The sequence below is a fragment of the Streptomyces sp. NBC_00425 genome (assembly GCF_036030735.1).
Classification (GTDB): domain Bacteria; phylum Actinomycetota; class Actinomycetes; order Streptomycetales; family Streptomycetaceae; genus Streptomyces.
Genome location: NZ_CP107928.1, coordinates 8,708,800 through 8,721,829, shown reverse-complemented (window position 1 = coordinate 8,721,829; position 13,030 = coordinate 8,708,800). Strand labels below are relative to the sequence as shown.

Here is a 13,030-nt window from a genome sequence, read left to right as displayed (position 1 = left end):
GGGCCGTACGGGGACCGCTGCTGACGGACCGACAGCGCAACGGGAGGGGCCAGGGGCCCCCGCGCCGTGCTGCGGTTCCGGACCCCGGGCCACCGCGCCGGTGCGGGGACGGCGACGGCGACGGGCCGCGCCGCCGAGGTGAACTCGTCCGGTCTCAGGGAGAGTTCGGCCGGCACGGGCCTCGGCGGACGCACCGCACGCGAGCGGACGTTCCGAGCGGCGGCGGACGGCCGCCCGCCCCGCCCTCTTGATGTGCTCGCACGCCCTCTTGATGTGCTCGCACCACCGCGCCATATTGGTCCGGACCATTGCCGCCGTGCCGGGCCGGGAGGCGACGCCGTGCGACGTGTTGTGCTGTGGGTGACCGGATGCGCGCTGGTGTCGGCCCTGTCGGGCGGCTGCGCCGTCGGCGCGGCCGACGACGACGGCCGGGCGCCCGGCGCTCCGACGGGAGTGACGGCCGCGGCCGGCAGCGCGACGAGCGTCCACGTCATGTGGAACGCGGTCGCGGCGGAGGCCGGAATCAGCGCGTACGAGGTGTACCTGGGCGCGGAGAAGGCCGGGGAGGCGCCCGGCTCGGCGCACATGCTGGACGTCGTCCGCCTCGCCCCGTCCACCGCATACGTCTTCACCGTGCGGGCCCGTGACGCGCGGGGCCGGCTCGGACCGCCCGGCCGGGAGGTACGGGCCACCACTCCGGCGGCCGGCGCGGCGGACCGCTCGGCGCCGACCGCGCCGGGCGGGGTGACCGGCCGGGCCGCCGGGAGCCGGGCCGTCCAGCTGTCCTGGTCGCCCTCCACGGACGACCGGAAGGTGGTCTCGTACGAGGTCTACCGGGGCGACGCGAAGATCCACAGTGTCGGAGCGGCGCAGACGGCGACCGTCGTCACGGGGCTGCGGCCGGGCACGAGTTACGCGTTGACGGTGCGGGCCCGGGACGCGGCCGACAACCTCTCGCCCGCGGGACCGGCGGTGCGGATCACCACGGCGAAGGGGGACGACGAGGGGACGGACACGGCGCCCGTCGACTTCCGGGCGACCGGTCACCGGGGCGCCGACGGCGGCTACTACATCGACCTGTCCTGGACGCCGCCCCGCGTGGACGGCGTGGTCACGGAGTACCGGATCCAGCTCGACGGGCAGCCCGCCACCTCGCTGGTGTGGGGCGGGACCCCGCCGCGGGGGACGGCGGCGTACAGCTTCTACGCCGGCGGGAGGGCCGGGGTCGCGCACCGGGTGCGGCTGCGGGCCCGACTGCCGGACGGAAGCTGGGGCGCGTTCTCGGCGGAGCGGACGGTGACGACGGGCCCCGGGTCGTGAGACACCCCGGGCCGTGCCGTCGTTGGCCCGTCCGAAGGAGTCCCTCACCTGCTCGGCGGCGGTCCGCGTGCGGGGCGGCGCGGGGCGGCGTTGGCTGCCTCTGAGGCAGCACGGACGAACCCGATCCTCGGCGGCGCAAGGGATGTACCGCCAACCGTGCCGCCGCCGGAGGACATCCCATGCGCATTTCCCGTCTGTTCGTCAGCTCAGGACTGGGCGTGGCGGTCGCCGCCGCGCTGCCGCTCGCCCTGGCCGCCGGTCCCGCCGCCGCCCGGGCGTCGGGCATCTCGGTCAGCACCACCGGCTCCACGGTGTCGGTGGTGACCAGCGCCTGCACCCAGATCAACGGCAGCTGGGGCACCGCGGCGCTGCTCACCAGCGGCCAGGGGAGCTTCGCCCAGGGGCGTCAGGTGGCCCTGTCCGGGACGGCCGCGAGCCAGTCGGCCGCGTGGTCGGCGGTCTCCCCGGGCACCTACACCGTTGTGGTCATGTGCTCCAACGGCAGCACCGCGGGCACCCAGTCCGTGATCGTCTCGACGCCGTCCACGCCGGCGCCCACCCCGACGACCTCGCCCTCGCGCGGCGTCATGGGCGGCCTCGGCGGTGCGGCCCGTGACTACGGCCCCGTCACCATGGCGGTGGGCGGGGCGCTGGTGGGGGCCGGCGTCATCGGAGCGGCCTGGTTCCTGCGCCGGCGCTCGAAGCCCTACCGGCTGTAGTCCCGGGCCTTCTGCGAAACGGGACTCAGCCGGGCTCGCCCTCCACGACGGGCAGGTTCGCCAGAGCCTCGGTGAGCCACTGCGTCCAGAAGGTCTCCAGCTCGATGCCCGCGCGCAGGACCAGGTGCTGCAGCCTGGCCTGCGCGCTGTCGTCGCCGGCCGGGAAGTCACGCTGCTCGATCTCCCGGTACTCGGCCAGCTGCCGCCGGTGCAGGTCGAGATGCCGGCGCAGGTCGGCGTCGAGACCGGCGGTGCCGACGACGGCCGCGGCCCGCAGCCGCAGCAACAGGGCGTCGCGGTGCGGCTTCGGGTCCTGCGCGGCGGCCGTCCACCGGGCGAGTTCGGCACGACCGGCGGGCAGGACCTCGTAGGCCTTCTTCTGCCCGCGGGCCGGCTGCTCCGCGGGCAGGGCCCGGATGTGCCCCTCGGCCTCCAGCCGTCCCAGCTCGCGATAGATCTGCTGGTGCGTGGCCGACCAGAAGTAGCCGATCGACTTGTCGAACCGGCGGGTCAGATCCAGCCCCGACGAGGAGGGCCGCTCGAGGAGGGCGGTGAGGATCGCGTGCGGCAGTGACATGCAGTCATCCTAGGGACGGTCCCGGACGGCTCCGCGTGGCCGGCCTACAGCGCCGCCGCCAGCTCGGTGCCCTGCTGGACGGCGCGCTTGGCGTCCAGCTCGGCGGCCACGTCCGCGCCGCCGATGAGGTGCACGCTGCGGCCTGCGGCGACCAGCGCGTGGTAGAGGTCGCGGCGCGGGTCCTGGCCGGTGCACAGGACGACGGTGTCGACCTCCAGGACCGTGCTCTGCCCGCCCACGGTGACGTGCAGCCCGGCGTCGTCGATCCGGTCGTAGCGCACGCCCGGGACCATGGTGACGCCCCGGTGCTTGAGCTCGGTGCGGTGGATCCAGCCGGTGGTCTTGCCGAGGCCCGCGCCGACCTTGCTGGTCTTGCGCTGCAGGAGGTGGACGGTGCGCGGCGGGACGGCCCGCTCGGGGGCGGCGAGACCGCCGGGCCCCTGGTAGTCCATGTCCACACCCCACTGACGGAAGTAGGCCGCGGGGTCCTCGCTCGTCTTGCCGCCGCCGTCGGTGAGGAACTCGGCGACGTCGAAGCCGATGCCGCCCGCCCCGAGGATCGCGACGCGGTCGCCGACGGGCGCGCCGTCGCGCAGCACGTCGAGGTAGCCGACGACGCTCGGGTGGTCGGCCCCGGGGATGTCGGGGGTGCGGGGGCTTACGCCGGTGGCGACGACGACCTCGTCGTAACCGGCGACGTCCTCGGCGGCGACGAACGTGTCCAGTCGCACGTCGACGCCGTGGGCGTCGAGCTGGTGGCGGAAGTAGCGCAGCGTCTCGTCGAACTCCTGCTTGCCGGGGACCCTGCGGGCCACGTTGAGCTGGCCGCCGATCTCGCTCGCGGCGTCGAAGAGCGTGACGTCGTGGCCGCGTTCGGCCGCGCTCACCGCGCATGCCAGACCGGCCGGGCCCGCGCCCACCACGGCGACCCGCTTGCGCAGCCGGGTCGGGGCGAGGACCAGCTCGGTCTCGTGACAGGCGCGCGGGTTGACCAGACAGGAGGTGATCCTGCCGCTGAAGGTGTGGTCCAGGCAGGCCTGGTTGCAGCCGATGCAGGTGTTGATCGCCTCGGGCGTGCCCGCCGCGGCCTTGTTGACGAAGTCGGGGTCGGCGAGCATCGGGCGGGCCATCGACACCATGTCCGCGCAGCCGTCGGCGAGCAACTGCTCGGCCACTTCGGGGGTGTTGATGCGGTTGGTGGTGACGAGGGGCACGGAGACCGCGCCCATCAGCTTCTTCGTCACCCAGGTGTAGGCGCCGCGCGGCACCGAGGTGGCGATGGTGGGGATACGCGCCTCGTGCCATCCGATGCCGGTGTTGATGATGGTCGCGCCGGCGGCCTCGACGGCCCTGGCGAGGGTGACGACCTCGTCGAGGGTCGATCCGCCGGGCACCAGGTCCAGCATGGACAGCCGGTAGACGACGATGAAGTCCTCGCCGACCGCCTCGCGCACCCGTCGGACGATCTCGACCGGGAACCGCATCCGGTTCTCGTAAGCGCCGCCCCAGCGGTCGGTGCGGTGGTTGGTCTGCGCCGCGATGAACTCGTTGACGAGGTAGCCCTCGGAGCCCATGATCTCGACGCCGTCGTAGCCGGCCTGCCGGGCCAGACGGGCGGTGCGGGCGTAGTCGTCGATGGTTCGCTCGATGTCGGCGTCGGTCAGCTCGCGGGGCACGAAGGGGCTGATGGGCGCCTGGAGCGGGCTGGGGGCGACCAGGTCCCGGTGGTAGGCGTAGCGGCCGAAGTGCAGGATCTGCATCGCGATCCGGCCGCCCTCGCCGTGCACGGCGTCGGTGACGATCCGGTGCTGTTCGGCCTCCGCCTCGGTGGTGAGCTTGGCGCCGCCCTCGCCCGGCCGGCCTTCGTCGTTGGGGGCGATGCCGCCCGTGACGATGAGGCCGACTCCCCCGCGTGCCCGGGCCGCGTAGAACGCGGCCATGCGCGCGAACCCGTTCTCGGCCTCTTCCAGGCCGACGTGCATCGAGCCCATGAGGACCCGGTTGGGCAGTGTGGTGAAGCCCAGGTCGAGGGGGCTCAGCAGGTGGGGGTATCGGCTCATGGCAGGCCTCCGTGCGCGGCGGTAGTCCCTCAGTTCTAGAGGACCGCGCACGGGTTGTGCAACTAGTTGCACAATCAGGCCGGGGTGATGTGCCGCAGGTCACCGGCGACGCCGTCCCGGCGGACCTGCGGCGGACTCCGCCTCAGCGGCTCTCGAGCAAGACGTGCAGCTCGCGCTCCTGGTCCCCGGAGGCCGAGGAGAGGTCGCGCACCGAGAACACCGAGTCCAGCGTGGAGCGCAGCCGTTCGATCGCCCAGTAGCTGCCCTGCGCGTCGGCCTCGACCGAGGACGAGAGCCGGGCCGGCTCGGCGCAGTCGCGCGCCTCGGTGACCTCGAAGGTGCCCAGCCAGACCATCGGCCGGCTCTCGTGCAGCTGCTGCGGATCCTCGCCGCTGCCACGGTCCGACTCGAAACAGGCGTTCAGCGTGTCGAACACGATCCGGGCGTCCTCCTTGCTGCATCCGCTGATCTCGACGGAGACGGATTCCTCGTGCGATCGCTCGCGATCCATCGTGATCGCTCCTCTCATGGCGGTGGCGCGGCTGTGCGGGTTCCCCGCGAACCGCGCCACATCCCCAGAAAAGCATCACTTTCCGAGCGGGACCAGCGACGGAGCGGTCGCCGTCCCCGTCCTCAGCCGCGGGTGAAGCGGTAGGTCTTGCTGTCGGTGAGCACGCAGAAGCCCGGCGAGACGACGATCACCCGCAGGGTGCCGGTCCTGCGGTCGTAGTCGACCCCCTCGGCCTCGAAGGACCCGGAGCACGAGCTGCGCAGCGGCAGCTGACGCAGGGCCGTGACATGACCGGTGACGTCCGAGGAACCGTTGGGGGCGGCGGACAGATCGATCTGCAGGAGGGGCTTGGTGATGCCGAAGAGCGTCCCCGCGGGGTCGTCGGAGGCACACAGCAAGGTGGTGGGGCCGGTGAAGTCGCACCCCTGGACGTCCCGGACGGCGTGGTCGAGACGGACCGTCGAGGCCTGCGGCAGGTTGGCGGAGGGCGAGGTGGCGGCGTTGGCGCCGGGGGTCGGGAAGACGAGGAAGCGGGTCATGGTGCCCCACTCGCCCGACAGCATCCACTGGCTGTCCGGGGTGATCGCCACCCAGGAGTTGTTCAGCGCCTCGCCCGGGCCGAGCGTGTGGACGTACTCCGACCACGCGCCGCCCGGCGCCTGCACGCGGTACATCTTCGAGCCGGACGAATCGCTCTGGTACGGCTCGACGTAGTAGCCGCCGTAGGTGGCGTCGGGGTCGCCGACGTGGTTCCAGCCCCGCACGGACAGGCCGATGGGGATGGTGCCGATGCCGGTGTAGCGGTTGGCGCTGTTCGCCGGCACCTCGACGGAGGCCAGCCCCTGGCTCTCGGTCAGCGGATCGGCGCGGTCGGAGCCGACCTCGGTCCAGGTGTCGGCGGCGGCGGCGGGCGGGGCCGCCGAGAGGGCGGCGACCGCGGCGACGGACAGCGCGAGAACTGCGGCGCGGACGGTGCGGGCGGCGCCGGCCAGGGGGGTGCGGCGGCGGGCAGGGCGCAGGGGCATGGGTCTCCTCGTCGAGGGGGGTGGGCGCGCTCGGCGGACAGTCTGGCCCGGCCGCGATGGGCATGTACAGACCAAATTCATGGACGGGTTCGGGCCCTGAGGAGAACAGCGCGCGAAGGCGTACTGGAGGAGCATGGAGAAGGGCCGCCGAAGGCGTGGGAGAAATGGGTTGAGCACGGTAGAACAGGGGGAGTCGGCACGGGGGACGGCGTGCCGCATCGACGTGCGGAGGCGGTGCGTGGCATGAGCGAAGCCGGATCGTCCGCAGCCGACGGCGTCCCGAGCGGGCCCAGCGGACTGCTGGACATCCTCAACGTGGCCTCGGTGGTCCTCGACACCGAGGGCCGCATCGCGCTCTGGAGCCCTCAGGCGGAGGAGCTGTTCGGCTACTCGGCGCAGGAGGCGCTCGGGCGCTTCGCGGCCCGCGTGATGGTCCACGAACGGCACGTCGACCTGGTCGTGAAACTGTTCGCGGACGTGATGGCCACCGGCCAGAGCTGGGCGGGAGCGTTCCCCATCCGGCGCAAGGACGGCACCACCCGCCTCGTCGAGTTCCGCAACATGCGGCTGATGGACGACCGGGGCCGGGTCTACGCCCTGGGCCTCGCCGCCGACCAGACGACGGTGCGGCGGCTGGAGCGGGACGTCGCCATGGCCACCCGCATGGTCGCGCAGTCCCCCAACGGTCTCGCCGTCCTGGACACCGACCTGCGGTACGTCTCCGTCAACCCGGCCCTGGAGCGCATCGACGGGCTGCCGGCCGAGGAGCACATCGGCCGCACCGTCCGCGAGGTCCTGCCCCGGCTGGACGCGGACGCCCTGGAGGCCGCGGCGCGCCAGGTGCTGGAGACGGGGGAGCCGCTCCTCGACCGATCCGCGACGGGCCGCACCCCCGCGGACCCGGACCAGGAGCACGCCTGGTCGCTCTCGCTGTACCGGCTGGAGGACGCCCGCGGCACGGTGCTGGGCGTTGCCGTCTCGGTCAGAGACGTCACCGACCGGCACCGGGCCGCCGTGGAGGCCGAGGCGGCACGCCGACGGCTGGCCCTGATCGCCGACGCCTCCACCCGCATCGGCACCACCCTGGATCTGGAGCGCACGGCGCGCGAGCTGGCCGACGTGGCCGTGCCGGAGCTGGCGGACGTGGCCGCCGTGGATCTGCTCGACGCCGTGGTGGCGGGCCGGCGCACCAGCCTCGGGCCCGCCGAGTCGGCGGTGATCCGCGCCCTCGCGGTGCGGGCCGTCGACGAGCCGGACGCGCTGCTGGCGGCCGATCAGCCCGGGCAGGTGGCCGGTTACGCGCCCGACCGCCTCGTCACCGAGTGCGTGCGCTCCGGCCGGCCGGTCATGGTGGCGCACGTCAAGGACGACGACCTCGGGCGCATCGCCCGCTCCCCGGACGCGGTGGGCCTGCTGGCCCGGGCCGGCGTGCACTCCTACCTCGCCGTGCCGCTCATCGCGCGGGGCGAGGTGCTGGGCGCCCTCGACCTCAAACGCACCCGCAACCCGCTGCCCTTCAGCCGCGACGACCTGCTGCTCGCCCGCGAGCTCGCCGCCCGCGCGGCCGTCCAGATCGACAACGCCCGCTGGTACCAGAACGCGCGGACCACCGCGCTCACCCTCCAGCGCAGCCTGCTGCCGAGCCATCCGCCCGTCACCGGCGGCCTCGAGGTCGCCTCCCGCTACCAGCCCGCGGACGCCACCACCGAGGTCGGCGGCGACTGGTTCGACGTCATCCCGCTGCCGGACGGCAAGACCGCGCTGGTCGTCGGCGACGTCATGGGCAGCGGCATCGACGCCGCCGCCGCGATGGGCCGGCTGCGCACCGCGACGACGACGCTGGCCTCCCTCGCCCTCGACCCAGCGGTGCTCCTGGAACACCTGGACCGGATCACCCAGGGCCTGGACCACTCCATCGCCACGTGCGTGTACGCCGTGCACGACCCCCTGCTGGGGAGGTGCCGGATCGCCAACGCCGGGCATCTGCCGCCGGTGCGGGTGCGCCCGGGACGTCCGCCGGAGCTGCTCGACCTGCCGACCGGCGCGCCGCTGGGCGTGGGCGGCGTGGCGTTCTCCACCACCGACGTCGACTTCGCACCCGGCGACCAGCTCGTGCTGTACACCGACGGCCTCGTGGAGACCCGCACGCATTCCCTGGACGAGCGCCTCGAGGCGCTGTTGGCGCTGCTCGACGATCCCGCGCGACCGCTGGAGGAGGTCTGCGACCAGCTGCTCAGCGCGCTCCACCACCCCGACAACCACGACGACGTGGCCCTGCTGGTGGCGCGGGCACTGCCTCGGCGGTAACGGCCGGCGGCGGCCGCGCGGCGGAATCCGGGCACTCCGCAGGGCCGCCGCCGTGCCCGATTCACAGCTCTTTGTTACCGGCTCCTTACTCGTCCCCGCGGACAATCACAGGGAGACGTGTCCGTGACGCCGCCGTCGTGGCCGAGGAGCGTGAGCCGTGATGCAGCAGCCCGACAAGCCGGACCCCGCCGAGGTGCTCCCGGGGCCGGCGAACGCCGAGGAACGCAACCACTGCGGCCCGCCCACGTCGTGGCGTCGCCGGTCGCCCCGCGGGCGGGCGGTGATCGCGGCGACGGCCGTCGCGGTCCTGGCGCTCGGCGGCACCGTCGCGTACGCGGCCGCCTCCGACGGCTCCGGCGGTGCGCCGTCCGCATCGCCGTCCGCGTCCTCCTCGCACGGGCCCGGGGAGCGGCACGGCCACGGCGGCCCGTGGTTCGGCTTCAGCGGCGACGCGGCCCACGGCGAGGCGACCGTGAAGGACCCCGACACCGGCGACTGGGTGGTCCGCGTCTGGCAGCGGGGCACGGTGCAGAAGGCGGACGACGGCCGGATCACCGTCCGGAGCGAGGACGGCGTCTCGTGGACCTGGAAACTCGGTCCCGACGCCACCGCGTCCGCCCACGGCTCCTCCGGAGCCGACGCGCCGAAGAAGGGCGACACGGTGACCGTCGCCGGGTCCCGCTCCGGCGACGCGTACACGGCCGACCGCGTCCTGTCCGGCTCCCCCGACGGACATCGCCGGGACGACCGGCACGGCGGCTTCCCCGGGCACGGCCCGTGGGGTCGCGGGGGCGACGACCGCTCCCCGGGCCCCGCGGACAGCGGAGCGGCTACCTGACCCGGGTCCCGACGACGACGTGGGCGTACAGCTCCTCGTCCCGCGCCACCCGTACCGTCAGACCGCCGCGCGCGAACGCCTCGACCGCGGCCGGCGCCTGACGCTCACTGGTCTCCACCAGCAGGCAGCCGCCGGGGGCCAGCCAGCATCGCGCCTCGGCGGCGACCCGGCGCAGCACGTCCAGTCCGTCGCCGCCGCCGTCGAGAGCGACGAGCGGTTCGTGCTCGCGGGCCTCGGCCGGGAGCAGCGGCACCTCGGCGCTGGGAACGTACGGCACATTGGCGGCCAGGATGTCGACCCGGCCGCGCAGCCGGTCCGGCAGCGCCGTGAACAGGTCCCCGGTGTGCACGTGCCCGCGGGCGGCGGCGATGTTCCCCCGGGCGCAGCGCACCGCCGCCGGGTCGATGTCCGCGGCGTGCAGCTCGACCTGCCCGAGTGACGCGGCGAGCGCGGCGCCGACCGCGCCGGAGCCGCAGCACAGGTCGACGAGGACGGACGCGTGGGGCGCGGCGGCGAGCGCCTGGTCGACGAGGAACTCGGTGCGACGGCGAGGCACGAAGACGCCCGGCTCGACGCGGACGCGCAGACCGTGGAACTCGGCCCAGCCCACGACGTGTTCCAGGGGCAGGCCGGCCGCGCGCCGCCGTGCCATGGCGGCGGCCTCGGACGGGGTCCGGGCGGCGGCGAGGATCAACTCGGCCTCCTCCTCGGCGAAGACGCAGCCGCCGGCCCGCAGAACGGCGACGAGGGTGTCACGGGAGAGGCCGGGAGAGGAAGGGGAACGCGGCGCGGAAGCCGCGTCGGGCGGGAAGGGCGAAGACATGGGAGGCATGGAGCCTGGGAGCCTTTCGGGATCCGAAGGGCGCTCCCTCGACCGCCTACGAACGGCGGCTGACGCCGTCGCGAGAGGAGAGCACCCGACCTGACACTGCGGTAATGGGTCTCACCCCCTCGGCCTCGCGCGACTGGGGACCTCCGCAGCCGGACGGCCACCCTACCCCAACGACGAGCCGCTCCCCGGAGCGCCGTGCCCGCCCCGAGTGTCCGTCAGGTCACCCCGGCCTTGGATCGTGCATGCCCGGTCCGCCTACAGCCACCCCTGCCCGGTCCTGGACCCGTCGACCGCGCTTGGCCGGTCTCCAGGGTGCGGTGCCGATCGCGGGTGGAGCCGGACGAGGTGCTGCGATCCGCGACGAGACGCAGCCGCAGGAGGCCAGGGATCCGCTCGTTCGCTGGTCCGTCCGTGGGCGACTACCTCGCGGCCACACTCGCGAAAATCTATGCTGGCTGGAGTAGACATTGGATTGCGGGCCGGTTATGGTTTCTGTCGTAGACGAGATCACGAAGGGCCCGGCAGAAATGAACTGCCGGGCAGCAGTACGCAGGACGGTGCGGCGGTGGAGTTCCGAAGCCAGGGTTGTCGCAGGACGGCGACGGGACTGACGGCCGGACCGGGCGGCCCGCAGTGATCAGGGGCTGCCATGAGCAGGACCGCAGCACGACCGCAGTATCCGCAGTGTGTCTTCCAGTGGTTCCCCGGTAAAGGCGTCTGGCTGCGGGCGCGCGTACCGGGAAGTTCGGCAGTGGGGTTCCAAGCCAGAGCAGATGCAGGACGGGCGACGGGGCTGGCTGCCGGAGAGTGGCGCTTGTGCCAGGCCATCAGCAGTACCGCAGTACCGGTTTCGCAAGTGATCGATCAGAGGGAAGAACGGAGGAGCCCGCGCCATCAGGATCGCCCGGACGAACAGTAGGTCCGGGTACCGCAGGACATCGACAGTGAGGTGGTCTCCGGTCACGCATCCGCGATCCCCGCATCCCCGGCAGCGCTCAGGCCGGGCGCGCGGTAACAGAAGGCCGGCGCATCACTGGGGCCGGCAGATGGTGTAGTAGTTCCCTCGGGGCCCTGGTGCGATATGGCACCAGGGCCCCTCCACGTGTTCCACAGAGAGGTGCAATGACAGCAGACGATTCCTTCGGGCGTCTGGATGACGACGACTACCCCGCCTACACCATGGGCCGGGCCGCCGAGATGCTCGGCACCACCCAGGGCTTCCTCCGCGCCGTCGGCGAAGCCCGCCTCATCACCCCGCTGCGCTCCGCAGGCGGACACCGCCGCTACTCCCGCTACCAACTGCGCATCGCCGCCCGCGCCCGCGAACTCGTCGACCACGGCACCCCCATCGAGGCCGCCTGCCGCATCATCATCCTCGAAGACCAACTCGAGGAAGCCCAGCGCATCAACGCCGAACACCGCCGCGCAGCCGAAGCGTCCAAACCACCCGCGGCCTGAGGCAGAGCGCGGTCATTGCCTCAGCTGACAGGGTGTACGGGCGTGCAGCGCCTGCGTCAGCCGTCATGGTCCGGAAGTTTCCCTTCGCCCACGTCTTCGGCGTGGGCGATCTGCTGCGCTGCTGGAACCAGGCGGTCCGCCGCGCCCGCCGGCTGAGGGCTACGGGCCGTCAGAAGTCGTGCCCATCGGCCCGGACATGGTCGAGGCGCTCTTGCGGACGGGTCCTACGCTGGAGGCATGGCCACAGATCCCTTACTGAGACAAGGTCCCGACTCGACGGATCTGGTCCTGCGCGCCGGCCCGGCCGGGCCGGCGTGGAACGCGCTGACCTCGGCGGGGCCGGCGCTGTTCACTCCGCTCGCCCTGGGCGTGCCGACCCTGCTCGTCGCCTTCTGGATGGCGCTGGCCGGGGCGCGGGCGTCGACCGTGTTCGTGGTGGTGGGGGTGATCGCCGGGCTGGAGTACCTGATCGGCTGGCCGGCGCTGGCCTTTTCCCGGGCCCGGGACATCCTGCGGGTGGAGTTCGCGCCGGCCGGGGTGCCCGCGTCCCTGCGGTTGGTCCGAGCCGCCGGGCCGGACGACTGGCTGCCCGTCGAGACCCTGCGCGAGGTGCGGCTGACGCACAAGGTGGTGGAGCCGTACCAGGGGGACTACAAGCCGGCCGTCTCCACGCTCACGCTGGAACTCGTCCTGCGCGGCGTCCGGGAGCGGCTCGCGCTCCCGTTCGGCGGCGACCCGCAGCGGCTCGCCGACGCGCTGGAGGCTTTGCTCGGCCCGGCTGGGGTCGTGGTGGAGCTGCGCACCGAGCGCAGCACGCGCAATCGGCCGCAGCCCAACTCCAGCTGGACCTCCGGCGGTTCGGCCTCGGCCGGCTCGGCCGGCGGCTGACCCCGGGCTGCCCGTGGCGCTCCCCGGCCGGGGAGCGCCCGTCGACGCAGCCGGCGGCAGGCGGTGCGGGGCAGCCTGCCGCCGCTGGGGCGCGTTGAGCCGCCCGGTCGGCTCGGCCGCAGCCGGGGTCCTCCGGCCACGGGTGGCGGGGGTAGCGGCCGCGGAACTCAGCCCGCCCGGCGCGGCAGCCCTCGCGCCGCGCGCCGACGCCGACCAGCCGGCGTTCGCGATCCGGCTCACCGCAGCCGGCCCCGAGGCCACCGGCGCCGACCTCGCCGAGGCCTCGCCCCCGTCAAGAACGGGACCGACCGCTGCAGGGCGTCGAACGCTGGGCCGCATGGCGCGGTCCCACGCCGCCGACAGCTTGGTGCGACACCGCGACGCCGCTCGGCAAGGCGAGTACGACCAAGCCCGGAGGAGGGCTGCGCCGAGTTCTTGGTCAGTCCCAGGTGCAGTCACCGCCAGGCTTCACCTGGATCGGCGATACCGCCATGT

The 13,030-nt window shown here is 73.6% G+C and carries 11 protein-coding genes; 6 read left to right on the top strand and 5 right to left on the bottom strand.

Annotated features, from left to right (window positions below):
• Nucleotides 1–339: 339 nt before the first annotated feature.
• Nucleotides 340–1,320, top strand: a complete 981-nt coding sequence (locus tag OHS82_RS38410) for a fibronectin type III domain-containing protein (RefSeq protein ID WP_057581522.1) — start codon at nucleotides 340–342, stop codon at nucleotides 1,318–1,320.
• Nucleotides 1,321–1,499: 179 nt separating this feature from the next.
• Nucleotides 1,500–2,039, top strand: coding sequence for a hypothetical protein (locus OHS82_RS38405; RefSeq protein WP_057581520.1), 540 nt, complete (start codon nucleotides 1,500–1,502; stop codon nucleotides 2,037–2,039).
• Between the two features lie 25 nt (nucleotides 2,040–2,064).
• Here the strand turns inward: OHS82_RS38405 and OHS82_RS38400 are convergent, their stop codons facing one another.
• The 4 genes from OHS82_RS38400 to OHS82_RS38385 form a co-directional block, all read right to left on the bottom strand.
• Complete coding sequence (locus OHS82_RS38400) at nucleotides 2,065–2,616, bottom strand: PadR family transcriptional regulator (RefSeq protein ID WP_057581518.1); 552 nt, start codon at nucleotides 2,614–2,616, stop codon at nucleotides 2,065–2,067.
• A gap of 44 nt (nucleotides 2,617–2,660) precedes the next feature.
• Nucleotides 2,661–4,676, bottom strand: a complete 2,016-nt coding sequence (locus OHS82_RS38395) for an NADPH-dependent 2,4-dienoyl-CoA reductase (protein WP_328435540.1) — start codon at nucleotides 4,674–4,676, stop codon at nucleotides 2,661–2,663.
• A gap of 142 nt (nucleotides 4,677–4,818) precedes the next feature.
• Nucleotides 4,819–5,187: a hypothetical protein gene (locus tag OHS82_RS38390; RefSeq protein ID WP_057581514.1), complete on the bottom strand. Its 369-nt coding sequence runs from the start codon at nucleotides 5,185–5,187 to the stop codon at nucleotides 4,819–4,821.
• Nucleotides 5,188–5,309: 122 nt separating this feature from the next.
• Entirely contained in the window at nucleotides 5,310–6,212 is a 903-nt protein-coding gene (locus OHS82_RS38385; protein ID WP_057581512.1) for a hypothetical protein, read from the bottom strand.
• Nucleotides 6,213–6,455: 243 nt separating this feature from the next.
• On the opposite strand from OHS82_RS38385, the gene OHS82_RS38380 reads away from it, so the two are divergent.
• Nucleotides 6,456–8,519, top strand: coding sequence for a SpoIIE family protein phosphatase (locus OHS82_RS38380; protein WP_057581510.1), 2,064 nt, complete (start codon nucleotides 6,456–6,458; stop codon nucleotides 8,517–8,519).
• A gap of 160 nt (nucleotides 8,520–8,679) precedes the next feature.
• Nucleotides 8,680–9,357, top strand: a complete 678-nt coding sequence (locus tag OHS82_RS38375; RefSeq protein WP_057581508.1) for a hypothetical protein — start codon at nucleotides 8,680–8,682, stop codon at nucleotides 9,355–9,357.
• Here OHS82_RS38375 and OHS82_RS38370 read toward each other — a convergent pair.
• The gene (locus OHS82_RS38370; RefSeq protein WP_057581507.1) at nucleotides 9,350–10,180 is read right to left on the bottom strand and encodes a putative protein N(5)-glutamine methyltransferase; all 831 of its coding nucleotides are present in this window, start codon (nucleotides 10,178–10,180) and stop codon (nucleotides 9,350–9,352) included. The genes OHS82_RS38375 and OHS82_RS38370 overlap by 8 nt on opposite strands.
• Nucleotides 10,181–11,311: 1,131 nt before the next feature.
• On the opposite strand from OHS82_RS38370, the gene OHS82_RS38365 reads away from it, so the two are divergent.
• A complete protein-coding gene (locus tag OHS82_RS38365; RefSeq protein ID WP_057581505.1) occupies nucleotides 11,312–11,647 on the top strand; it encodes a helix-turn-helix domain-containing protein in 336 nt (111 codons plus the stop codon).
• A 237-nt stretch (nucleotides 11,648–11,884) separates the two neighbouring features.
• On the top strand, nucleotides 11,885–12,535 hold the full coding sequence (locus tag OHS82_RS38360; RefSeq protein WP_328435539.1) for a hypothetical protein: 651 nt from the start codon (nucleotides 11,885–11,887) through the stop codon (nucleotides 12,533–12,535).
• Nucleotides 12,536–13,030: the final 495 nt, after the last annotated feature.